The organism is Actinoplanes sp. NBRC 103695, assembly GCF_030269485.1.
Taxonomy (GTDB): domain Bacteria; phylum Actinomycetota; class Actinomycetes; order Mycobacteriales; family Micromonosporaceae; genus Actinoplanes.
The window spans coordinates 323,660-345,301 of sequence record NZ_BSTL01000005.1 but is presented as its reverse complement, the minus strand read 5'-3'; the positions used below and the strand labels follow the sequence as shown (position 1 = coordinate 345,301).

Sequence of the window (21,642 nt, the reverse complement as noted above, 5' to 3'; positions counted from 1 at the left end):
AGCGGGGGAAGCTCGGTGGATAGCGCCCGCTCCTACCACCGGCCGGCCGGTGCGGGCGGCGCGCAACGGCCGGGCCGGCCGCCAACGCCGCAGATGCCGCCTTCAGCTACCACTCTCACGCCCGGCTACCACCGTCGTGCCCGGCTACCACCGTCGTGCCCGGCTACCACCGCGAGCGGCGGCAGTGACGGTGAGCGGGCACCGGGGCGCCTGGCAACCCGGCCCAACCCCACACCCAGCGGAGACGCCGGCAGCAACGCCACGCACCGGGAAGGACGACCGATCAGACCTTCACCGCGTACGGTATCTAGCGCCTCTCGCGTCACCGGCATGGAGACGGTGGCCCAGGCTTTGGCCTGCAGGGAGTAGGCGCAGGCGATCGTACGGTCGCGGCCATCTGGTTGTAGTCGATGAAGACCCGCTAGCCTTTTGATCTCGAGCTATCTGCCCGAGCCAAGGCATAGCCTCGCCGACTTCGGTGACGGCGCCCCCGCCCTGTTCCTCGCCATCGACCCTTACGCCGAAACCACTCGACCGATTCGTCCGGCGAGGACCTTCGGACGGGCATTGGAGCTACGTTTCGGCGGAAGACCGGCGGAAGATCGAAGCATCTGCCGCCTGATACCTCAGCCCGACCGTTCAGAGGACGAAGGCGTCGGTCCAGAGCTGCCGGGAGCGTCCGGTCAGCGCGTCCATCAGGCCCATCGCCTGGTTGTCGGTGAGTGCCGCGACGAAGTCGACGACCGCCCGGCCGCGCGCCCGGGACACCCGGTCCGGCGTACCCTCCGGAAGCTCCGCCTCGGCGAGCTCGACCAGGTCGCGCAGGCGGGTCGGGAGCCGGTCCGTCTCGTCCGGGTCGGTCAGCCAGGAGAGCAGCGCCTCCACCAGGGTGGCCAGCAGGCGGGCCTGGCCGCGCTGGATCAGCGCCAGGTCCGGCCGGGCCAGCACGAACCGGTTCTGGACGAACTTGAGGATCTGCACCTCGTGCCACTGGGCCGGCGCCAGCAGCACGTGACCCGAGCGGACGGCCGGCTGGTCGGTCGCCCGCACCGACTCCACCAGCCGCTGCGTCCACGTCGCCGAGAAGGCCGCCACCTGAGCCTCCGCCCTCAACGACCCGTCGAACGGCGCCGCCAGCAGCCCGTCGACGAGCTCGGCGCGGACCTTCTCCACCGCCGCCGCGAACGCCTCGTCGTCGGCCATCCACGCGTCCTTGCGGTGCAGCTGCCGCCGCAGTGACTCGATCGCGCTGCCCGGCCCGGTCTCCGCCGCCGAGTGCCGCTGCCAGGCGGTGAGCTCGGCGGCCACCGCACCCGGCTGCAGCACGCCGACCCGATGCACATCCTCGAGATCGTGGATGGCGTACGCGATGTCGTCCGCCGTGTCCATCACCGAGGCCTCGACCGTCTGCTGCCAGTCCGCGACCAGCCCCGCGAACGGCGCGCGCGCCTGCGTCATGTCGTCCACCTCGGTGGAGTACGCCCCGAACTTCACCGACCCGCCGTCCGGATCGTCGGCCGGCGCCGCCGCGCCCCGGGGCACCGGATCCATGAAGCGCGGATGCGGCACCGGATGCGACCGGCGCGTCCACGGGTACTTCAGGATCGCCGCCCGGGTCGCCGCCGTCAGGTTCAACCCGATCGTGGCCTGCCCGCGGATCTCCGTGCTGGTCACGATCCGGTACGACTGTGCGTTCCCCTCGAACCCGTCCCGCAGCCGCAGCCGCGACCGGGCGAGCTGGTCCAGCGTCCGCTCGCCCAGGTGCCCGAACGGCGGGTGCCCCAGGTCGTGCGCCAGCGCCGCCGCCTCCACCACGTCCGGGTCGCAGCCGCCCAGTTTCTCCAGCAGCGGCCCCTGCTCGCCGGCGGCCAGCCGCTCGGCGATCGCCCGGGCCACCTGCGCCACCTTCAGGCTGTGGGTGAGCCGGTTGTGCACCAGCAGGCCGATGCCGCCCGGGCTGATCACCTGGGTGACGCCACCGAGCCGGGCGAAGAACGGGCTGCTCACGATCCGGTCCCGGTCCACCCGGAACGGGCTCAGCGCCAGATCGCCCGGTGCCAGGAGGCCGTCGCCGAACATCCGTCGGGCGCGGGGGTCGGTCATCACCCGATCTTATGGATGCTGAGAACCTGCTGAGGGGCCCGGTGGCAGAGAGCCCTTGATCCCGGTCAGACTTGGTCGATCAGGGGCTGTGTGGGAGGGCTTAGGTAATGGCTAAAAGAGGACGAACCGGTGCACTACTCGCTCTAGGGGCGGGTGCCGCACTGGCCTGGCTGGTGAAGGACCTTCCCAAGCAGATGGGCGCGCGCCGCGCATCCGGCGAGCGGCTCGACCGGATCCGGCGCTCGCCGCAGTTCCGGGACGGCAAGTTCCGCAATACCGTCGCGGCCACCGAGCTGCTCACGCCGGCCGGCATGCCCGGCATGATCGTCAAATCGCTGCGCGACACCGACCGGCGGCACCCGCACGCGCCGATCCCGTTGGTCAAGGCTCCGGACTCGGATGCGTCCGGGCTCTCGGTGATCTGGTACGGGCACTCGTCCGCCCTGATCGAGATCGAGGGCCGCCGCGTCCTGGTCGACCCGGTCTGGGGCGACCGCTGCTCCCCGTCCCGGGTGGCCGGCCCGCGCCGCCTGCACGAGCCGCCGGTCGCGCTGCGCGAGCTGCCTCCACTGGACGCCGTGCTGATCTCCCACGACCACTACGACCACCTGGACATGGAGTCGATCCGCAACCTGGTCGACCTGCAGGCGGCGCCGTTCCTGGTCCCGCTCGGCGTCGGCGCCCACCTGGAGCGCTGGGGTGTCCCGCCGACCCGCATCATCGAGCTCGACTGGAACGAGCGTCACACCGTCGCGGGCGTCGAGTTCATCGCCACCCCCGCCCGCCACTTCTCCGGCCGCGGCCTCACCCGCGACGAGACCCTCTGGTCGTCGTGGGTGATCACCGGCCCGACCCGCAAGGCGTTCTACTCCGGCGACACGGGTTACTTCGACGGCTTCGCCGAGATCGGCCGGGAGCACGGTCCGTTCGACGTCACCCTGGTGCAGATCGGCGCGTACGGCGACCAGTGGCCGGACATCCACATGCTGCCCGAGGACGGCGTCGCCACTCACGTCGACGTCCAGGGCGGCCTGATGATCCCGGTGCACTGGGCCACCTTCAACCTGGCCCTGCACGACTGGTCGGAGCCGGCCGACCGGGTCTGGGCCGAGGCCAAGGCCCGCGACGTGCGCCTGGCGATCCCCCGCCCCGGCGAGCGCGTCGACGTCGACGCCCCGCCCCCGGTCGACGGCTGGTGGCAGTCCGTCGCCTGAGCGTCGATCTGTTCAGCGGCGGCGCGCGGTCACCGCGACCGTCGTGTAGTGGATCGTCGTGTCGACCAGGCCGGTGGCCAGGTCGGCGAGGATCGCGGTGCGGGTGTCGGCGGGCAACCGCGTCATACCGCCCGTGGTGGGCAGCATTTCGAGCAGCTGGGCCCTGGTGTAGTGGCGCGTCCACGGCCGGCGCCACTCCTCGGGCGGGTGGAAGGCGCCGGCCTGGATCATGCCCTGGCCGGCGCTGTCCATCATCGACCGGTAGAGGTCGATGGCCGGGCGGTCGAAGAACGCGGGCGCCTGGGGTACGAAGCGGCTGAAGGCGCCGGCCAGGACGGACGCGACCTCGGGCGGGGGCTGGAAGACGTTCCAGAACACGGTCAGCCGGCTCCCGGGCCGCAGCACCCCGGCGGCGGTCACGGCGCCGGCGAGCGGGTCCACCCAGTGCCAGGCCTGGGCCGCGACCACGGCGTCGAAGGTGCGGCCGCGCGGCTCCCAGTCCTCGAACGTGGCGACCTCGACGTCGGTGCCGCCGCCGCGGGCCAGGGCCGCCATCCGCTCGTCCGGCTCGACGCCCAGCACGGTGCAGCCAGCCTGCTGGAGCTGGCGGGCGGCGATGCCGGTGCCGATGCCCACGTCGAGGATGCGCGGGCCGGGCGCTTCCCGGACGATGCGGTCGATGATCTCGGTGGGGTAGTCGGGGCGGGCCCGGTCGTAGCGCTCGGCCTGGGCGCCGAACGACTCGGCGACGTCGCGGTGCTCGTGCGGCTGAGGTTCTATAGTGGGCATGCGCCCACCTTAGTGGGCACGTGCCCACTCAAGCCAGAGGAAAGGGTGCGGATGCCGACCGGCGTGGCCATTCGAGACGTACGGGAGCAGCTCTTCACCGCGGCCGAACGCGTGCTCCTCAGGGACGGGGTCAACGCCCTGACCAGCCGCGCCGTCACCACTGAGGCGGGTGTCGCCAAGGGTGTGCTGCACCGGCACTTCGCCGACTTCGACGCCTTCCTCGCCGAGCTCGTCCTGGACCGCATCGGCTGGCTCGCCACCCGCCGCGACGGGTTGCTGGCACGCGTGGGAGAGGGCACGGTCGAGGGCAACCTGGCCGATGCGCTGCGCGACGTCTTCGGGTCGGTGGCCGGCGTGATGCTGAGCCTGATCATCGCCCGCGACGAGCTGCGCGCCCGGCTGCGAGCCGCCGGGCAGCCCGGCATCCCGATGGCGGCCGACGCGATGAAAATGATCACGGCCTACCTGGCGGCCGAGCGCGGCGCCGGCCGGTTGGCGCCGGACGCGGACGTGGACTCGATGGCGCTGATGCTGGTCGGCTCCAGCCATCTGATCGCCGCCGCCGAGGAGGACGACTTCGAGCGCGTGGTCGCCGCCGCTCTCCGGTCCAGCCGCTGACGGGTGTCTCGCCGACGACGGGCCTATCCGGTCTCGGCTCTCTAGGCCCTCTTTTCGGCGGCGTGCCGGGGCGTGCCGCGGCCGGCCGACGTGACCGTCCCGACCAGCGCGGAAACGGTCACCCCCGCTCGGTTTGGTGATGATCCCGGCGCGGCCGGGGACAGCGGCGCCGCCAGCTCGGCCGGGATCTGCACCGTCGCCGTGATGCCCCGGTCGCCGGACGGCCGGAGGACCACGCCGATCCCCCGCTCGGCGGCCAGTCGCCCGACCACGAACAGGCCGAGCCGGTTGCTCGTGCCGGGGTCGAAGTCCTGCGGCTGGGTGAGCCGGCGATTGGTCTCCTCCAGTGCGGACGCCGACATCCCCAGGCCGTGATCCTCGATCTCGACCACGATCCCGTCCGGCGCCGGTCGCGCCGACACCCGCACCGGAGTGCCCGGCGGCGAGAAGGTGGTGCCGTTCTCCAGCAGCTCCGCGAGCAGATGCCCGATGTCGGTCACGGCCGGCTCCGGCACCTCGGCGTCCGCCATCGCGCCGATCTCGATCCGCTCGGCGTGCTCCACCTCGCCCGCGACCCGGGTGATGATGCCGGCCAGCGTTTCGGGGCCGAGCCCGCGCCGGCTCCGCGCCGAGCCCGCGAGAATCACCAGGTGGTCGGCGTGCCGGCGCATCTGGGCGGCGAGTTGCCCGGCTCGCGCGGTGGACCGGTCGCCGGAGTTCAGGGCTTCGAGCTGCCGGTCGATCAGCGTCTGGTTGCGGCGGGCGATGTTGACCAGCACCCGGTTCAGGTCGTACCGGAGGGCGGCCTCGCCGGCCGCGGCGTCGATCGCGCTCCGCTGCACCTCGGTCAGGGCGGACCCGACGTCCGCGATCTCGTCGTCGCCGAGGGCGAGCCGTAACGTGGTGCCGTCCACGTCGACCTGCTCCCCGGTCTGTTCTCCGGTGCGGAGCCGCCGGACCGTCCCCGGCAGCCGTTGGGCGAGGTCGGTCGCCGCCGTCCGCAGAACGGTCAGCCGCCGCACCACCGAACCGCCGATGTGGATCGACAGCAGCAGCGACGTCACGATCGCGATCAGGCCCAGGACGCCGGAGATGACGAACCGGACGATGATCCGGTCCCGTTCCGCCGTCGCGAAGGCGACGGCCTTGTCGTAGCCGCTCGAGAGGAAGCCGTAGAACTGCCGGATGGCCGGGGTGAAGGTGGTCTTCCAGACGGCCGCCGTCGTCGGCACCGGATCTCCGGAAGTTCCGGCCCGGAGGAGCTGGTCCTCGACGGCCCGCAGCGCCGAGAACTCGGGGCTGCGCAGCATCTCCTTGTAGGCGGCCTGGTCCGGCGCCGGCAACGTGGAACCGGCGGTGGGGATCTGGAAGCGCAGGGCCCCGACCACCTCGATCAGCTGCCGGGACTCCCCGGGGCCGAAGCGGGCCGCCGTCGTCACGCCGGTGAGCAGGGCGTCCTCCTGGTGGAGCAGTTCGCCGGCCCGGCGCAGGCCGACCCCCGTACGGATGACCCGCTCCACCAGCGGAGAGCTGGAGGTGGCGGCGGCCGTCGACACCGTGAAGGCGTAGCCGATGACGCCGGCGTACCCGCTCACCACCTCGGAGCCGCTGATGTCGGCGGCGTTGACCCTCATGCGCAGCTGGGCCAGGGCGTCGAAGGCGGTGCTCATGTCGGCGATCCGGGACCGGGCGATGTCGGCGGAGATGCCACTGCCCCGGTAGAGCTGGGAGAGCTTCCGGAACTCGGTGATCTTCACGTCGGTCGCCAGCCGCTCGTCGCTCAGCGCGGCGATGTCCCGGCCGGCCGCCAGCGTCTCCACGGACGCGCTCCGCTCGGCCTGCAGCGCCGTCACCATCCGGTCGACGGGCAGGCTCAGATTGTCCCGGGTGTGAAAGCTGTCCCGGAGCGCCGCCGCGTCGGCGACCGACACGCTCAGGTCCAGGGTCCACAGCCCGATCAGTGCCACCACGGGGACCAGGAGAGCTAAAATGATCTTCGAGCGAATGGATCTCGGTTTCCTTCGCATGACCTGAATTACTCCCGCGGGCCGCCCTGGGTTCAGACCACGGGCCTAATGTCAGGCAACCGACAATTCCGGGATTTCCCCGAAACTTACGGGCCGTCCACCCGGACCAGCTTGTCGACCAGCCGATCGAGCTCTTCGGACGGGTCCGCCGCCAGTCCCATGTGTACCGCGCCGGCCCGCAGGATCGTACTGCGCGGTGCCACCATCCAGCGGAAACGCTCGCCCAGCGACATGCCGTGCGCCTGGCCGCCGCCCGCGCACGCGGCCACCCACGCGCCGAGGGCGGTCCGCACCGCGTGCACGTCCGCGGCCGGGTCCAGGGCGAGCAGCCGCTCCGGCACGAGCAGGATGCCCGCCTCCAGGAAGTCGGTCCGGTGGCAGTAGAGCAGCACGCCCACGTTGATCAGCTCGCCGCGCTCGACCCGCGGGCAGGCCTGGATGGTGGCGTACTCGTAAGGGATCCTCATGGCAGCCACGCCTCCGGCCGGGCGGCACGGGCGGCGAGATGGTCCACATAGCGCTCCGGCGGCACGTCCAGCCACTCGGGCGGCACCAGTGCGACCACCTCGGCGAGCAGGTCCGGGGTCACGACCGGAGGATCAAGAGCCTTCGTCGCGTACGACCTGAGCACGTGATCGCCGGCCCGGAACGGCCGCAGCACCACCCGCTCGGCGCGGTCCCAGTCGTGGTGGAAGTAGAGGCTGGCGCCGTGGTCGATGAGCCACAGGTCGCGGTGCCAGATCAGCATGTTCGGGTTGCGCCAGCTGCGGTCCACGTTCTCCACGAAGGCGTCGAACGCGACGATCCGGCCGGCCAGTTCCGCGTCGACCGGGTGCGCCGACGGCTCGTACCCGAGGGCTCCGGGCAGGAAGTCCATCCCCAGGTTGGCGCCGGCGCTTGCCTTGATCAGCTCCTGCACCTCCTGGTCGGGCTCGGCCCGGGCCACCACCGGGTCGAGGCCGGCCACCACGAGCTCGGGGACCGGGAGGCCGAGGCGCCGGGCCAGCTCGCCGGCGATGATCTCGGCGACCAGCGCCTTAGGGCCCTGCCCGGCGCCGCGGAACTTGACCACGTAGGTGCCCTCGTCGTCGGCCTCGACGACCCCGGGCAGCGAGCCGCCCTCCCGCAGCGGGGTGACGTAACGGGTGGCGGTGACCTGGCGAAGCACGCGGTCAGCTTATGCAGGGCCCTGCCGGCGCACCTCGTCGACCTTGGACATCGCCGCGCGCAGCTCGCCCAGCCACTCCTCGGTGTGCTCGCCGGTGAGCTTGACGCACCAGGCCAGCGCCTCGGAGCGGGACCGGGCCACACCGGCGTCGACGAGCGTGTCGAGCACCTGACGCTCGGCCTGGCGGAGCCGGGTCATCACCGGCGCGGCGAGGTGGGTGAACAGCTCGCTGGTGTCGCCGCAGCGCACGCCCCAGGCGACCTTGCGCTGGTAGCGGTGCTCGACCTGGCGGGCGACCCGGATCCGGTCGTCGCGGGTGTCCTCGCGGAACTGGTTGATCCGGCCGGCCTGGGCGGCGGCCCGGTCGGCGTCGGAGGCGTCGGCGCCCAGCTCGGCCTGGTTCACCCGGCCCCAGATGATGATCTCGTCGCGGTCGATGACGACCTCGGGCGGTTCGGTGAACCAGGTGTCCGGGGTCGCCCCGGTGATCCAGGCGGCGGCGTCGTCGGCGGGTGGCGGCTCGGTTCGTGCTCCCGGAGGAGTGGGTCGGTAGCGCATGATTACATGATTACACCGTTACTTGCCTTACCGACCACCGCCGTATGTTCGCTCACAGCGAACAGCCCGGGCTTCGTCCCCCCGTTGATCAGGGCAGACTGTGGCGATGGACCTGCCGATCAACCCGCCTGTGAAGCCGATGCTGGCCAAGCCGGTCGCCGATATCCCGCCCGGGCAGATCTACGAGCCGAAATGGGATGGTTTCCGGTCGATCATCTTCCGGGACGGCGCCGAGGTGGAGATCGGCAGTCGCAACGAGAAGCCGATGACCCGCTACTTCCCCGAGGTGGTCGAGGCGGTCCTCGCCAACTTCCCGGACCGGGCGGTGATCGACGGCGAGGTGATCGTGGCCGACACCGCCCGCAACACCCTCGACTTCGAGGCGCTCCAGCAGCGCATCCACCCCGCGGCCAGCCGGGTCAAGCTGCTCAGCGAGCAGACCCCCGCCGGGTTCGTCGCGTTCGACCTGCTCGCCCTCGGTTCCGAGGACCTGACGCAGCTGCCGTTCGCCGAGCGCCGGGCCCGCCTGGTGGAGTGCCTGGCCGGCGCCAAGCCGCCGATCTACACGACGCCGGCCACCGAGGACCTCGAGACGGCCCGCCGGTGGTTCGACGAGTTCGAGGGCGCCGGCCTGGACGGCCTCATCACCAAACCCAAGGACATCGTGTACGAGCCGGACAAGCGCGTGATGTTCAAGGTCAAGCACAAGCGCACCGCCGACTGCGTGGTGGCCGGCTACCGGGTGCACAAGAGCGCCGACAACCGGATCGGCTCGCTGCTGCTCGGCCTCTACGGCGAGGACGACAAGCTGGTCTCCGTCGGCGTGATCGGCGCGTTCCCGATCGCCGTGCGCGAGGAACTGTTCGAGCAGATGCAGCCGCTGGTGACCACGTTCGAGGGGCACCCGTGGAACTGGGAGGCGCACCTGTCCGGCGAGCGCACCCCGCGGAAGAACGAGGTCAGCCGCTGGAACGCGGGCAAGGACCTGTCGTTCACGCCGCTGCGCCCGGAACGTGTGGTCGAGGTGCGCTACGACTACATGGAGGGCGCCCGGTTCCGGCACACCGCCCAGTTCGAGCGCTGGCGGCCCGACCGCGACCCGCGCACCTGCACCTACGAGCAGCTGGAACGCCCGGTGCAGTTCAACCTCGCCGAGGTGCTGACGAGCCGGTAACGCCCCCTGTCAGACTCACCGGCTAGCCTTCGTGGTCGCAGCGTCAACTCCCCCTGGAGAAGGGTCCAGCCTCGTGCCGCGTCACCCCCGCCTGGTCGTCGCCCTGCTCGCCGCTCTCATCGCCACCGCGGGGTGCACGCTGCCGGTGATCGCGCCCGACGAGTCCGGATCGGACTCGGCCGCGCCCGGCGCGGTGCCACGCTCGCCGTCGGTGCCCGGCACCGTGGCGAACTGGCAGTCCTGTCCCGAGGTGCCCGAGCAGCTGGTCGGCCGGGGCGCGTCCGGCATGCGCTACGACTGCGCGGCGGTCGCGGTGCCGCGTGACTGGGCGGCGCCGAAATCCGGCGAGACGTACGACATCCAGATGATCCGGATCCGGGCCGAGGACCAGAAGAACCGGATCGGCTCGCTGGTGCTCAACCCCGGCGGTCCCGGCGCCTCCGGCATCGACACCTCGGTCTACCTCTCCTTCGGCCAGCAGCTCGGCGGCCTGCCCACCGAGATCACCGACCGCTTCGACATCGTCGGCTTCGACCCGCGCGGCGTCGGCCGGTCCAGCCCGGTCAAGTGCATCGACAGCAAGGACCAGGACGAGTCCTTCGCGTTCGAGCCCGACCCGGTCGACCAGGCGGCGTTCGACGAGATCGCGGCGCTGAACAAGAAGATCGCCGAGGGCTGCGGCCGCAAGTACGGCGACCAGCTCGCCTACTTCTCCACCGAGCAGGCCGCCAAGGACATGGACGCGGTGCGCTCCGCGGTCGGCGACGACAAGCTGACCTACCTGGGCTACTCGTACGGCACGCTGCTCGGCGCCACCTACGCCCAGCTGTTCCCGCAGAAGGTGCGCGGCCTGGTGCTGGACGGCGCGGTCGACCCCGAGCAGGGCTACATCGCCGGTTCCGAGTCGCAGGCCAAGGGCTTCGAGCGGGCGTTCACCAACTTCACCACCTGGTGCAGGGCCACGGCCGCCGAGTGCCCGATCTCGGCCGACCCCCGCGGCGCGGTCACCGACGCCCTGGCCAAGGCGAAAGCATCGCCGGTCAAGGGCGCCGACGGCAGGGACGCGACCTCCGGCTGGATCTTCGTCGCCGTGATCTCGTCGCTCTACACCGAGTCCGGCTGGAAGTCCCTGGCCAAGGCCATCGACGACCTGCAGGCCGGCAATGCCAAGGGCGTCCTCGACCTCGCCGACCAGTACGCCGACCGCAAACGGGACGGCAGCTACTCCAACCTCTTCGACGCCAACCTCACGGTGAACTGCGCGGACACCGACGACGCGCCGTCGCTGGCGACGATCCGGCAGCTGCAGACCCAGTGGCGGGCGAAATACCCGCTGTTCGGGGCGGCCCTGGCGATCGGGATGATGCCGTGCACGTTCTGGCCCGGCAAGCGCGACCCCTACCCGGTCGGCGCCGCCACCGGCGCCCCGCCGATCGTGGTCGTGGGCACCACCGGCGACCCGGCGACGCCGTACGAGAACACCGCCCAGCTGGCCGGCATGCTCGGCACCGGGCGCGTCCTGACCTGGGAGGGCGAGGGGCACACGGCGTACCCGAGCACCAGCTGCATCACCAGCGCCGTGGACCGCTACCTCATCGACCTGACGGTGCCGGCGGAGGGTCAGCGCTGTCCGGCACGGTGACCCCGCCCCGCTCGGCGAGTTCCTCGAGCAGGGTCCGCACCAGGCGCAGGTTGTTCTTCAGCTCCTCCTGCTCCTCGTGCCGGAACGCGTCCTGATCGACGATCAGCTTGCTGGCGAAGTGCGCCGTGATCAGCGGCACGACACCGAGCACCATGAGCGAGATCAGCAGAGCCGCCATCAGGCGCGCCGGCCACGACTCGGGCGAGATGTCGCCGTACCCCACGGTGGTCGCGGTGACCACCGCCCACCAGATCCCGTCCCCGAACGAGACGTCGTCCTCGAAGAGCGGGTAGAGCGAGCCGCATATCAGGATCAGGATCCCGTAGGCGACGATGAGCATCCGGGGCGAGTTGGCGAGCCAGACCAGCCCCCGGTACGCCCTGTGAAAGGGCACCAGCACGGTTCGCATCCGGCCATCGTGCCCGGTCATCGCCACGTTCCGGCTCAGCCGACCAGGCGTGTCAGGATGGCCGCGTGTTGACCTTTCGCGCGGCGGAGCGCTCCGACGTACCCGTGATCCTCGCCCTGCTGGCCGACGACGACGTGAGCCGCGCCCGCGACGGCGCCGTCTCGGAGTCCGTCGACGCGGCCCACTGGGCGGCCTTCGAGGCGATCGACGCCGACCCGTCCAACGAGCTGATCGTCGCCTGCGCCGGCGACGACGTCGTCGGCACGTTCCAGCTGACGTTCACGCCGTCGCTGAGCCGGGGTGGCGCCGCGCGGATGACGATCGAGGCGGTACGGGTCCGTTCCGATCGCCGCGGCGCGGGCCTGGGCCGGCAGATGATGACCTGGGCCCTCGACCGCGGACGCGCCCGCGGCGCCGCCATCGCCCAGCTGACCAGCGACAAGAGCAGGGCCGAGGCGCACCGCTTCTACGAGTCGCTGGGGTTCGCGGCCACGCACGTCGGCATGAAGCGCACCCTCTGAGCCCCGGTTAACCGTGAACTGCCAGCCGGCGGCGGCCCCGCTGGGTAGAGTCCAGGTCGTCCTGATCCGAGTTGATATGAACCGAGTCGGTGAGGCGAATTCATGGATTCGTACCTGATCACCACCGCCGCCGATCTGCGCCGGGAGGAACTGCTGCGCGAGGCCCAGCAGTCCCGGCTGATCGCCCAGGTCCGCGACCCCCACGAACTCCGGCACCGCATCGGCGACGCCCTCATCCGGGTCGGCCGCCGTCTGTCCGACGAGCCGCTCGGCCCCGCGACTCCCGTCAGCCGCGGCCCGTCCGGTCCCGCCCGCAACCGCCCACGCGGCCGCCCACGCGGCCGCACCGCCTGACTCGCACCCGCACCTGACCGTCGGCCCGCACCCGACCGCCGGCCCGCACCGCCTGACCTTCTCACCGAGTCTGATCGAGGGTGTCGACGAAAAGCGCGAACGCCCTGTCGGTACGGGCGTTGTCGGCGGTGGCGTCGAGGTCCATGAGGAGACCACGGATGACCGCGAGGACGAGCGTGGCCAGTTCCGGCCGGCCGATACCGCGCAGTCCCTCCTCGATCGGCCCGAGCCAGTCCGTGGTCGCCACCCGGCGGAAGCCGGGCACCAACCGCACCGCCGCGCTCTCCCGAAACTGCCCGAACATCCGCAGGTAGGGCTGCCCTTCGGACCCGGTGATGAAGGCCCAGGCCTTCGTCAGCGTGACGGTGTAGGCCTCGCCCGGCCGCACCCGCAGCAGATCGCCGAAGGCCGTGAGCTGACGTTCCCGGGCCCGCTCCAGCACGGCACGCAACAGCCGGTCCCGCGTGCCGAAGTGGTAGATCAGCATGCGCGCCGAGGTGCCGGCCGCGGCGGCCAGCGGTTCGAGCCGGTCGGGCAGCCCCTGTTCGAGCGCGTGATCGGTGCAGGCGTCGAGCAGCCGTTCCTTGATCTCGGGTTGCGGCCGCCGTCCCACCGGCGCACTTTTTCACGTAACTGCCGCTACGTCTACCGTCGTATCCGGAGGTGGCGACGATGAGGATCGTGTTCGTGCACGGCGCGTGCGTACGGGATGGTTCGTGGTGGTGGCACCGGATGACCGGGCTCCTGCGGGAGAAAGGCGTGCCGAGCGTGACCCCGGCACTGCCGAGCTGCGGCGAGTCCGGCGTGCCGGGAGGCGCCGACGGTCCCGGGCTCCCCGAGGACGTAGCCGCGGTCCGGCAGGTGCTGCAAGCCGGCGACGAGCCGACCGTCGTGGTGGCCCACAGCTACGGCGGCATCGTGACAGCGGACGCCGCCGCGGGCGTGAGCTCGGTACGCCACCTGCTGCTGATCTCCAGCTACCTGCCCGAGCCCGGCCAGAGCCTTGCCGACTTCAGCGACGGCGCCCCCGCCCCGTTCCTGGACGTGGACCCGGCCGCCGGGACGTTCGGGGTCCGCCCCGAACTGCTGGCCGGCACGTTCCTGCAGGACTGCGACGCCGACATCCGGACCCGGGCGGCGGACCATCTCGCCGCCCAGAGCGTCCGGGTCACCGAGCAGCCGGTGGGCGCGGCCGCCTGGCAGGACATCCCGTCGACCTATCTCGTGTGCGCCCAGGACCTGGGCACGCCGGCCCGCGCGCAGCGCGAGTTCGCCCGCCGGGCCGGCCACGTCGTCGAGCTCGACGTCGGCCACCACCCGTTCCTGTCCCAGCCCACCGCGGTCCGCGACCTGCTGCTGAGCCTGTAGGGCGCCCGGCTCACTCCGTCCAGTTGGCCGCGTTCTTGCGGCTCGGCTGGACCCGGGGCGGCTCGCCCGGCATCTTGGGGTGGTCGGGCGGATACGGCATGTCGCCCTGGCCGGCGGCCTCGTCGCGTTCCGACCACTCCAGCAGCGGCGTGATGTCGTACGCCTCGGCGTCGATCGTGGCGTGAGCGTCGCCCTTCTCCGCGATCCGCTTCGGGACCGTGCGCAGGTCGAAGTCGTCCGGTTCCACGTCGGGGAGCTCGTCCCAGGTGACCGGCGTCGAGACGGTGGCCCGGGGGTTGGCCCGCAGTGAGTACGCGCAGGCGATGGTGCGGTCGCGGGCCATCTGGTTGTAGTCGATGAACACCCGCTCGCCGCGCTCCTCCTTCCACCAGTTGGTGGTGATCAGCTCGGGGCGGCGGCGTTCCGCCTCGCGGGCCAGGGCGATCGCCGCGCGGCGTACCTGGACGAACGTGAACTCGGGTTTGATCCTGAGGTAGACGTGCACGCCTCGGCCACCGGACGTCTTGGGGAAGCCGGTCCAGCCCAGGTCGGCGAGCACCTCGCGGAACACGCCGGCGGTGGCGATGACGTCGCCGAAGTCGGTGCCGGGCTGCGGGTCGAGGTCGATGCGCAGCTCGTCGGGGTTGTCGGTGTGGTCGCTGCGGACCGGCCACGGGTGGAACACGACGGTGCCCATCTGCGCGGCCCAGGCGACATGCGCGAGGTCGGCGGGGCAGAGCTCGTCAGCCGTACGCATCGACGGGAACTTGATCTTCGCCGTCTGGATCCAGGGCGGGACGCCGCGCGTGGAGATGCGCTTCTGGAAGAACATCTCGCCCTCGATGCCGTCCGGGAAGCGCTGCAGGGTCGTCGGCCGGTTGCCCAGGGCTCGCATGATGCCGTCGCCGACCGACAGGTAGTACTCGAAGACATCCCGCTTGGTGTAGCCGGGACGAGGGAAGACCACCTTGTCCGGGCTGGTCAGCCGGACGGCGTGCCCGGCCACCTCGATCTCTTCCGCCTGCGCCTTCGCTGCCATGGGCCGACCCTACGACAGAACCGCCCGGCCACAGGGCCGGGCGGTTCTCCTCTGGTCGCAGCGAAGGGAACGCGGTGATCAGGCGGTACGACGGCGGCGCGTGTACCACACGGCCAGGCCACCACCGGCGACCAGCAGCGCGCCGAAGCCGATGACGGAGCCCATCGGGGCGCCGGTCAGCGGCAGGGTGCCGGCGTTGACGCCACCGGTCGGCGGCACGGTCTCGGGCAGCTCGCCGGTCGGCGGGACGGTGTTGGCGGTGGCCGGCACGGTCTCGCTCGGCGTCGGGCCGCTCGGGCTCGGGCTGGCGCTCGGGCTCTCGGAGCCGTAGCCGTAGCCCGGGTTGCCGCGGTCGTCGTCGGCGGCCGCGGAGGAGGTCGCGTTGTCGTTCGGGATGTCGTCGTCGTCGGCCTGCCCGCCGCCGTATCCGTCGCTGTCGGCGCTCGGGTCGCACTTGGTGCGGGCGTCGCTCTTGCACGGAGTGGCCATCAGGGCCGGCCGCGCGGCGTGCTCCGCGCCGTCGCCGGTGGCGAGGGCGGGCGACCCGGCGAAGGCCAGGGCGGCGAGGGCAGTGACGCCGACCGCGGGCAGTCCAGCGGCCAACCGGCGCGTCAAGCTCATGAGGGAAAGTCCGATCTGTAGCGGTAGGTCCGATTCAGTCACGGGGAGTTTAACCACTAATGTCCGGATCGATGTCAACCGGCCCCCGCGAGTCGACTTCAGCAGGGCACTCCGCCGATGCGATGGCTGCGCCACAGGTGCGAGAGCGCCGAGACCTTCAGCTCGAATTGCGGGTCCTCGGCGAGTGGTCCATCACCGCTGTAGGGCGCGGCGAGCTGCAGGCTCGCGCCCGAGACCAGATAGACCGAGACGACGGTACGGGCTCCGCGCCGCTCCGCCCTCAGATCGACCACCCGGTCCCACGGCTCATGCCCGGCCGCGGTCCGGATGCCGCGGGCGTCGATCCGGGTGCCGCGCCGTCCCAGCAGCACGCCGCCGGCCGCGCCCGTGGCCAGCGAGGAGCCCGCCAGCACGAACCACAGCACACTCGGCACCGGCGCGACCATCCCGGCGAGCAGGGCGCCGGTCACCCCGACGAGGGCGACCAGACCGCCCAGGGACAGACCATGACGGAGGGCTTGCCGCCACGTGGGCGTGAACGCTGCTTCCATGAGGGGACCAACGGCCGGCCAGACCTCGTACGCCGCACGACCGGTGCGACCGACGTACGGTTGACAGATGGCTTCCGACGACTCCACCACCCTGCCCACCACCGCTCTTCCCACCACCGAGGCGGAGTGGCGCGTGCGCCTCAGTCCCGCCGAGTTCCGGGTGCTGCGCCAGGCCGGCACCGAGCGCGCCTGGACCGGCGAGTACGTCGACACGAAGACCGCCGGCACCTACGAGTGCCGGGCGTGCGGCGCTCAGCTCTACCAGAGCAACGACAAGTTCGACAGCCACTGCGGCTGGCCGTCCTTCGACGACGCCATCCCGGGCGCCATCAAGGAGATCGACGACGTCAGCGGCGGCATGGTCCGCACCGAGATCCGCTGCGCCCGCTGCGACAGCCACCTGGGCCACGTCTTCCGCGGCGAGATGATGACGGCCAAGAACACCAGGCACTGCGTCAACAGCATCTCCATCAAGCTGGACCCGGCCTGACCTGAGCTCACGCCCGCCTGCCCGGGCTCGCTGATCGAGGAAGAACGCGCACTCGGAGAGACCCGCACAGATTCACCCAGTCGCGGGCGGAGGTCTTGCGCTGCATCTCGGCGCGGTACCCGTCCGGCGTGGTGCTGTCGTGCGGCCAGCCGTAAGCCGTCAGGTCAGCTCCAGGCCTCGCTCATCTCCGGGATCTGCTGGTTGACCGGGGTGTGCTCGCGCGGCGGCGCCGGCGTGGCGGAGAAGCCGAGCTCGAGGCCCAGCTGGCGCCACCGCTCGAACAGCACCTGGTCGGTCAGCACGTCCTTGATGTCCTGGTGCGAGGCACGCAGCTCGTCGACCGCCGCCTCGTAACGCTCCACCCGCTTGTGCAGTTCTGCACCATCGTGAACAGTCATGCCCACAGGCTAGCCAGAAATGAACTGTTTTCGCCTTGATATGGGGAAAAGCCGTCAGGCACTGAGTTTACCGGCGATGCGGACGATTCGCTCGGCCAGATGGTCCAGGGCGGCGTGGATCTCGTCGGTCAGCGGGGCGTCGTTCGAGCCGCCGGTGACGTGCGAGACGCCGTACGGATTGCCGTCGCCGAACTTGACCGGGTCGGTGTAGCCGGGCGGCACGATGACCCCGCCGAAGTGGTAGATCGAGTTGTAGAGGGCCAGCAGGGTCGACTCCTGGCCGCCGTGCTTGGTCATGGTCGCGGTGAACCCGGCGTACGCCTTGTCGGCGAGCAGCCCCTGGCCCCACTGCGGGCCGAGCGTGTCGAGGAACTGCTTGAGCTGGCTGGCGACGTTGCCGTACCGGGTGGGCGAGCCGAAGAGCACGGCGTCCGCCCACACCACGTCGTCGGCGGACGCCTTGGGCTCGTTCTTGGTCCGGTCGAAGTGCTGACTCCACGCCGCGTTGGACGCGATCGCCTCCGCGGGCGCCAGCTCGGCGACCTGCCGCAGCCGCACCTCGGCGCCGGCCTTCTCACCGGCCTGCCGCAGCCGCTCCGCCATGCCGTGCAGGGTCCCGGTGGACGAGTAGTAGATGACCGCAAGCTTCGTCATAACCCTCAGCCTGCCCGCCGGAGGCCGGAAATAACGTCAAAGCAACAGCTCGGAGCCGTTTTCATCGTCGAACCACACGCCGCCGGTGCCCAGGTAACGGAAGGCGTAGCGGCCGGGGTCGAGCCGCAGGCTGATCGTCCGGGTGCCGTCGCGGCGGAGCTTGAGCTCGTGCTCGCCGGGCTGCCAGTCGTTGAACGTGCCGACCACGCTGACCGCTCCGGCGGGCTGGTCGGCGGGGAGACAGAAGGTGACCCGGGTCTTGTTCCCGAAGAGTTTGCTGCGCTTGATCATGGAGTCCTCCAACACGGATCCGGCACTCCATGCTGACAACGCGTAGCCGTGCGTGGGTGACGGCGCGCCGCCCGTAATCTTGCCGAATGCAACCGGAGCCGGAAATCGAAACACGGACGGCGTCGTGGAACGACCTCACCACCACCCTGCTGTACGCGATCCTCAAGCTCCGCGTCGACGTCTTCGTGGTGGAGCAGAACTGCCCCTACCCGGAGATCGACGGGCGCGACACCGAGCCCGGAACGCGGCATCTGTGGCTGCAGCGCGGTGACGAGATCCTGGCTTACGCCCGCGTTCTGGACGACGGCGACGCGCTGAGGATCGGCCGCGTCCTCACCGACCGGAAGCAGCGGGGAGATCGCCTCGGCCAGCGGATCATGACCGAGGCGCTGGCGATCGTCGGCAACCGGCGCAGCGTTCTGGACGCCCAGGCGCATCTCGCCCGCTTCTACGGCGGCTTCGGCTTCCAGCAGACCGGTCCGGAGTATCTGGAGGACGGCATCCCGCACATCCCGATGCTCAGGGAAGGGTCGTCACCAGCTCGGTGACCGACCGGCGGCGACCGGTGTAGAAGGGCACTTCCTCGCGTACGTGCCGGCGTGCGCTCGACGCCCGCAGGTCGCGCATCAGGTCGACGATGCGGTGCAGCTCGTCCGCCTCGAAGGCCAGCATCCACTCGTAGTCGCCCAGCGCGAACGACGCCACCGTGTTGGCCCGCACGTCCGGGTAGCCGCGCGCCATCCGGCCGTGCTCGGCCAGCATGCCGCGCCGCTCCTCGTCCGGCAGCAGGTACCACTCGTAGGACCGGACGAACGGGTACACGCAGATGTACGGCCGGGCCTCCTCACCCGCCAGGAAAGCGGGCAGGTGGCTCTTGTTGAACTCGGCCGGCCGGTGCAGCGCCATCTGCGACCACACCGGGTCCAGGTGCCGGCCCAGGGCGGTACGCCGGAACAGCGCGTACGCCTCCTGCAGCGCGTCCGGCGACCCGGAGTGCCACCAGAGCATGACGTCCGCGTCGGCCCGCAGCCCGGACAGGTCGTAGGTGCCGCGGACCGTCACATCCTTGCCGGCCAGCTGCTCGAACAGCGTGTCCACCTCGGTCGCCAGGCCGTCCCGCAGCGCCGGCAGGGGCGCCGACACCCGGAACACCGACCACATCGTGTAGCGGATGGTCGCGTTCAGCTCGTTGATCCGCGCCGCGTTGGTCTGCTGCTCGCTCATGGGCTCCTCAGTCCTCCAGGATCTTGCACACGGTCTCGGCGGCGGTCTCACCGCTTGCCACGCAGGCCGGGATGCCCACGCCGTCGTACGCCGCACCGGCCAGCGCCAGCCCCGGCCGCCCGGCGAGCGCGGCTCGCACCGCGCCGACCCGGTCCAGGTGGCCGGGCGCGTACTGCGGCAGTCCCCCGCCCCAGCGCTGCACCCACGCCTCGGCCGGTGGCGGCAGGGGCGTCCCGATCAGATCGCCCAGCTCGGCGTGGGCGGTGGCGAGCAGCGTCCGGTCGTCGTGCTGGAGCCGGGCCTGTTCGCCGTACCTGCCCAGCGACGCCCGCACGATCACCGGGCCGCCCGGGCCGGCCAGGTGGGTCCATTTGCTGGTGACGAACGTGGCCGCCTTGACCAGCGTCCCCCGGCTCGGCGGAACCAGGAAACCGGACAGCGACGGCAGCTCGGTGCCGGGCGGCAGCGCGAACCCGGCCAGCGCCACGCTCGCGTAGTCGAGCACGCCGACGGTGGCCGCGGCGGCCGGGTCGATGCCGTCGAGCAGGCGGGCGGCGGCCCTGGCCGGCACGGCAAGGATCACCGCGTGCACGTCGTCGGTCTGGGTCGCCGGGACCGGGCCGAGCATCAGCCGCCAGCCGTACGTGGCAGGCAACAGCTCGCGGACCGGCAGGCCGAGGCTGATCCGGGCGCCGCAGGCGGCGGCCAGGGCGGCGACGAACCGGGTCATGCCGCCGTCGACCGTGCCGAAGACCGGGGCGCCGGGCTCCCGCTTCGACGCGGCCTGGGCGGCCCGGACGGCCGCGGCCAGGGTGTGTTCGTGACGGGCCGCGGCGGCCAGTGCGGGAATCGTCGCGGCCAGCGACAGACCGGAGGCCTGGCCGGCGTAGACGCCGCCGAGCAGCGGATCGACCAGCTGGTCCACGACATCGGGGCCGAGTCGTGAAGACACCAGATCGCCGACCGAAATGTCCGAGCCGGCACCCAGCAACGGGGCCGGGGACGGGGTCTCCGACGAATCACGCGGGATACCCATGAGCGTCCCCGGCGGCAATGGGGACAAATCATCCGAGGCAATCGCGGCGGGCAGCCCGGCGGGATGCGCGAGAGACAGGCCGAGACGGGCGGCGAGGCGCGCGGCGGCCGACGGACCTCCGGACGGCGCGCCCATCAGGAACGACTCGGCCCCGCGCTCCACTGTTACGCCGCCCAGGGAGCCGGTCCGCAGCTTGCCGCCGAGGACGCCGCTCTGCTCGTACACGATGATCTCGGTCTGGGGTGGGGCGAGCTCGCGCACCTTGAGGGCGGCGGACAGCCCGGCGATGCCCCCGCCGACGATCGCTACCCGCTTCCGCACGCCCTCCAGCCTAAGAGCGGTGGATGAGGTCGACGAGGCGGGTCAGCTTGCCCGGATCGGTCTCCGGCAGCACGCCGTGCCCGAGGTTGAAGACGTGCCCGGGCGCGGACCGGCCCTCGGCCAGTACCCGCAGGGCCTCCACCTCGATCGCCTCCCACGGCGCGAAGAGCACGGCCGGGTCGAGGTTGCCCTGCACGGCACGGTCCGGGCCGATCAGCTCGGTGGCGCGGGTCAGCGGCGTACGCCAGTCCACCCCGACCACGTCCGCGGCGGCCTCGCCCATCGCGCCCAGCAGCACCGACGTGCCGACACCGAAGTGGATCCGCGGGATGTCGAACTCGGCCAGCCCGGCCAGCACCGACGCAGAGTGCGGCAGGACGAAGCGCCGGTAGTCGGCCTCGGACAGCGCCCCGGCCCAGGAGTCGAAGAGCTGGACGGCGCTGACCCCGGCGGCGGCCTGCACCTTCAGGAACGCCAGCGTGATCTCGGCGAGCCGCGCGCACAGGTCGTGCCACAGGTCCGGCTCGCCGTACATCATGGCTTTTGTCCGAAGATACGTGCGCGACGGGCCGCCCTCGATGAGATAGCTGGCCAGCGTGAACGGCGCACCCGCGAAGCCGATCAGCGGCGTCGGGCCGAGCTCCGCGAGCAGCAGCCGCACGGCCTCCGCCACAAATCCGACATCGCCCGGACCGTCGAGCTGGGCCAGGCCGGCACGGGATCGGAGGGGAGCGGAGATGACCGGACCGGTGCCGGGCACGATGTCCAGGTCGACCCCGGCCGCCGCGAGCGGGACCACGATGTCGCTGAACAGGATCGCCGCGTCCACCCCGTGCCGGCGGACCGGCTGCAACGTGATCTCCGTGACCAGATCCGGTCGGCGGCAGGAGTCCAGCATGCCGATGCCCTCGCGGATCTTGCGGTACTCGGGAAGCGACCGGCCGGCCTGTCGCATGAACCAGACCGGGGTGTGCGGCACCGGCAGGCCACGGCAGGCACGGACGAAAGCCGAATCTCGGGGTGTCGTGGTCACCCGGGACATGGTGCCACGCCCGATGAAAGCGCCACGCGG

Annotated in this window: 26 protein-coding genes and 1 pseudogene; 9 read left to right on the top strand and 18 right to left on the bottom strand. The window is 71.5% G+C overall.

Annotation, left to right across the window (positions count from 1 at the left end):
* Window positions 1–299 precede the first annotated feature (299 nt).
* Window positions 300–421: pseudogene (gene ligD / locus QSK31_RS10505) on the bottom strand (non-homologous end-joining DNA ligase LigD); the annotation flags it as partial.
* 218 nt (window positions 422–639) lie between these two features.
* Window positions 640–2,103, bottom strand: a complete 1,464-nt coding sequence (locus QSK31_RS10500; RefSeq protein WP_285683148.1) for a deoxyguanosinetriphosphate triphosphohydrolase family protein — start codon at window positions 2,101–2,103, stop codon at window positions 640–642.
* A gap of 107 nt (window positions 2,104–2,210) precedes the next feature.
* On the opposite strand from QSK31_RS10500, the gene QSK31_RS10495 reads away from it, so the two are divergent.
* Entirely contained in the window at window positions 2,211–3,317 is a 1,107-nt protein-coding gene (locus QSK31_RS10495; RefSeq protein ID WP_285683146.1) for an MBL fold metallo-hydrolase, read from the top strand.
* A gap of 12 nt (window positions 3,318–3,329) precedes the next feature.
* Here QSK31_RS10495 and QSK31_RS10490 read toward each other — a convergent pair whose 3' ends face one another.
* On the bottom strand, window positions 3,330–4,106 hold the full coding sequence (locus QSK31_RS10490; RefSeq protein ID WP_285683144.1) for a class I SAM-dependent methyltransferase: 777 nt from the start codon (window positions 4,104–4,106) through the stop codon (window positions 3,330–3,332).
* Between the two features lie 63 nt (window positions 4,107–4,169).
* On the opposite strand from QSK31_RS10490, the gene QSK31_RS10485 reads away from it, so the two are divergent.
* Window positions 4,170–4,724 carry a TetR/AcrR family transcriptional regulator gene (locus QSK31_RS10485; RefSeq protein ID WP_285683143.1) on the top strand — a complete coding sequence of 185 codons (555 nt, stop codon included), beginning with the start codon at window positions 4,170–4,172 and terminating at the stop codon, window positions 4,722–4,724.
* Between the two features lie 41 nt (window positions 4,725–4,765).
* On the opposite strand, the gene QSK31_RS10480 is transcribed toward QSK31_RS10485, so the two are convergent.
* The 4 genes from QSK31_RS10480 to abmR form a co-directional block, all read right to left on the bottom strand.
* The gene (locus QSK31_RS10480) at window positions 4,766–6,694 is read right to left on the bottom strand and encodes a sensor histidine kinase (protein ID WP_285683141.1); all 1,929 of its coding nucleotides are present in this window, start codon (window positions 6,692–6,694) and stop codon (window positions 4,766–4,768) included.
* Window positions 6,695–6,837: 143 nt separating this feature from the next.
* Window positions 6,838–7,218 carry a DUF3037 domain-containing protein gene (locus tag QSK31_RS10475; RefSeq protein ID WP_285683139.1) on the bottom strand — a complete coding sequence of 127 codons (381 nt, stop codon included), beginning with the start codon at window positions 7,216–7,218 and terminating at the stop codon, window positions 6,838–6,840.
* Entirely contained in the window at window positions 7,215–7,919 is a 705-nt protein-coding gene (locus QSK31_RS10470; protein WP_285683138.1) for a HipA family kinase, read from the bottom strand. The genes QSK31_RS10475 and QSK31_RS10470 overlap by 4 nt, the downstream gene beginning before the upstream one ends.
* 9 nt (window positions 7,920–7,928) lie before the next feature.
* Window positions 7,929–8,477 (bottom strand): ATP-binding transcription factor AbmR, encoded by a 549-nt coding sequence (abmR, locus tag QSK31_RS10465; RefSeq protein WP_285683136.1) that lies wholly within the window; start codon window positions 8,475–8,477, stop codon window positions 7,929–7,931.
* A 106-nt stretch (window positions 8,478–8,583) separates the two neighbouring features.
* Here abmR and QSK31_RS10460 point away from each other — a divergent pair, with 106 nt between their 5' ends.
* Both QSK31_RS10460 and QSK31_RS10455 read left to right on the top strand, forming a co-directional pair.
* Window positions 8,584–9,651, top strand: coding sequence for an ATP-dependent DNA ligase (locus tag QSK31_RS10460; protein ID WP_285683135.1), 1,068 nt, complete (start codon window positions 8,584–8,586; stop codon window positions 9,649–9,651).
* A 73-nt stretch (window positions 9,652–9,724) separates the two neighbouring features.
* On the top strand, window positions 9,725–11,293 hold the full coding sequence (locus QSK31_RS10455; RefSeq protein ID WP_285683133.1) for an alpha/beta hydrolase: 1,569 nt from the start codon (window positions 9,725–9,727) through the stop codon (window positions 11,291–11,293).
* On the opposite strand, the gene QSK31_RS10450 is transcribed toward QSK31_RS10455, so the two are convergent.
* Complete coding sequence (locus tag QSK31_RS10450) at window positions 11,244–11,702, bottom strand: potassium channel family protein (RefSeq protein WP_285683131.1); 459 nt, start codon at window positions 11,700–11,702, stop codon at window positions 11,244–11,246. The genes QSK31_RS10455 and QSK31_RS10450 overlap by 50 nt on opposite strands.
* A gap of 68 nt (window positions 11,703–11,770) precedes the next feature.
* Between QSK31_RS10450 and QSK31_RS10445 the strand changes: the two genes are divergently transcribed.
* Complete coding sequence (locus QSK31_RS10445; RefSeq protein ID WP_285683329.1) at window positions 11,771–12,223, top strand: GNAT family N-acetyltransferase; 453 nt, start codon at window positions 11,771–11,773, stop codon at window positions 12,221–12,223.
* Between the two features lie 102 nt (window positions 12,224–12,325).
* Window positions 12,326–12,577: a hypothetical protein gene (locus QSK31_RS10440; protein ID WP_285683130.1), complete on the top strand. Its 252-nt coding sequence runs from the start codon at window positions 12,326–12,328 to the stop codon at window positions 12,575–12,577.
* Window positions 12,578–12,638: 61 nt separating this feature from the next.
* On the opposite strand, the gene QSK31_RS10435 is transcribed toward QSK31_RS10440, so the two are convergent.
* Window positions 12,639–13,190 carry a TetR/AcrR family transcriptional regulator gene (locus QSK31_RS10435; RefSeq protein WP_285683129.1) on the bottom strand — a complete coding sequence of 184 codons (552 nt, stop codon included), beginning with the start codon at window positions 13,188–13,190 and terminating at the stop codon, window positions 12,639–12,641.
* A 59-nt stretch (window positions 13,191–13,249) separates the two neighbouring features.
* Here QSK31_RS10435 and QSK31_RS10430 point away from each other — a divergent pair, with 59 nt between their 5' ends.
* The gene (locus QSK31_RS10430; protein WP_285683128.1) at window positions 13,250–13,945 is read left to right on the top strand and encodes an alpha/beta fold hydrolase; all 696 of its coding nucleotides are present in this window, start codon (window positions 13,250–13,252) and stop codon (window positions 13,943–13,945) included.
* A 10-nt stretch (window positions 13,946–13,955) separates the two neighbouring features.
* Here the strand turns inward: QSK31_RS10430 and ligD (QSK31_RS10425) are convergent, their stop codons facing one another.
* The 3 genes from ligD (QSK31_RS10425) to QSK31_RS10415 form a co-directional block, all read right to left on the bottom strand.
* Entirely contained in the window at window positions 13,956–14,984 is a 1,029-nt protein-coding gene (ligD, locus tag QSK31_RS10425; RefSeq protein WP_285683126.1) for a non-homologous end-joining DNA ligase, read from the bottom strand.
* Window positions 14,985–15,062: 78 nt separating this feature from the next.
* Window positions 15,063–15,605 carry a hypothetical protein gene (locus QSK31_RS10420; protein WP_285683124.1) on the bottom strand — a complete coding sequence of 181 codons (543 nt, stop codon included), beginning with the start codon at window positions 15,603–15,605 and terminating at the stop codon, window positions 15,063–15,065.
* 98 nt (window positions 15,606–15,703) lie between these two features.
* On the bottom strand, window positions 15,704–16,156 hold the full coding sequence (locus QSK31_RS10415; RefSeq protein ID WP_285683123.1) for a hypothetical protein: 453 nt from the start codon (window positions 16,154–16,156) through the stop codon (window positions 15,704–15,706).
* A gap of 67 nt (window positions 16,157–16,223) precedes the next feature.
* Here QSK31_RS10415 and msrB point away from each other — a divergent pair, with 67 nt between their 5' ends.
* Window positions 16,224–16,646, top strand: a complete 423-nt coding sequence (msrB, locus tag QSK31_RS10410; protein ID WP_285683121.1) for a peptide-methionine (R)-S-oxide reductase MsrB — start codon at window positions 16,224–16,226, stop codon at window positions 16,644–16,646.
* A gap of 164 nt (window positions 16,647–16,810) precedes the next feature.
* Here the strand turns inward: msrB and QSK31_RS10405 are convergent, their stop codons facing one another.
* From QSK31_RS10405 to QSK31_RS10395, 3 genes are read right to left on the bottom strand one after another with little or no spacing between them, the layout of a single operon-like run.
* A complete protein-coding gene (locus QSK31_RS10405; protein WP_285683119.1) occupies window positions 16,811–17,044 on the bottom strand; it encodes a hypothetical protein in 234 nt (77 codons plus the stop codon).
* 54 nt (window positions 17,045–17,098) lie between these two features.
* Window positions 17,099–17,707, bottom strand: coding sequence for an NAD(P)H:quinone oxidoreductase (wrbA, locus tag QSK31_RS10400; protein WP_502872936.1), 609 nt, complete (start codon window positions 17,705–17,707; stop codon window positions 17,099–17,101).
* Between the two features lie 27 nt (window positions 17,708–17,734).
* Window positions 17,735–17,989 carry an isoamylase early set domain-containing protein gene (locus tag QSK31_RS10395; protein WP_285683116.1) on the bottom strand — a complete coding sequence of 85 codons (255 nt, stop codon included), beginning with the start codon at window positions 17,987–17,989 and terminating at the stop codon, window positions 17,735–17,737.
* A gap of 86 nt (window positions 17,990–18,075) precedes the next feature.
* Here QSK31_RS10395 and QSK31_RS10390 point away from each other — a divergent pair, with 86 nt between their 5' ends.
* Window positions 18,076–18,537, top strand: a complete 462-nt coding sequence (locus QSK31_RS10390; protein ID WP_285683114.1) for a GNAT family N-acetyltransferase — start codon at window positions 18,076–18,078, stop codon at window positions 18,535–18,537.
* Here the strand turns inward: QSK31_RS10390 and hemQ are convergent.
* From hemQ to hemE, 3 genes are read right to left on the bottom strand one after another with little or no spacing between them, the layout of a single operon-like run.
* A complete protein-coding gene (hemQ, locus tag QSK31_RS10385) occupies window positions 18,509–19,213 on the bottom strand; it encodes a hydrogen peroxide-dependent heme synthase (RefSeq protein ID WP_285683112.1) in 705 nt (234 codons plus the stop codon). The genes QSK31_RS10390 and hemQ overlap by 29 nt on opposite strands.
* Window positions 19,214–19,220: 7 nt before the next feature.
* Window positions 19,221–20,570 carry a protoporphyrinogen oxidase gene (hemG, locus tag QSK31_RS10380; RefSeq protein ID WP_285683111.1) on the bottom strand — a complete coding sequence of 450 codons (1,350 nt, stop codon included), beginning with the start codon at window positions 20,568–20,570 and terminating at the stop codon, window positions 19,221–19,223.
* Window positions 20,571–20,580: 10 nt separating this feature from the next.
* Entirely contained in the window at window positions 20,581–21,612 is a 1,032-nt protein-coding gene (hemE, locus tag QSK31_RS10375) for a uroporphyrinogen decarboxylase (RefSeq protein ID WP_285683110.1), read from the bottom strand.
* Window positions 21,613–21,642: the final 30 nt, after the last annotated feature.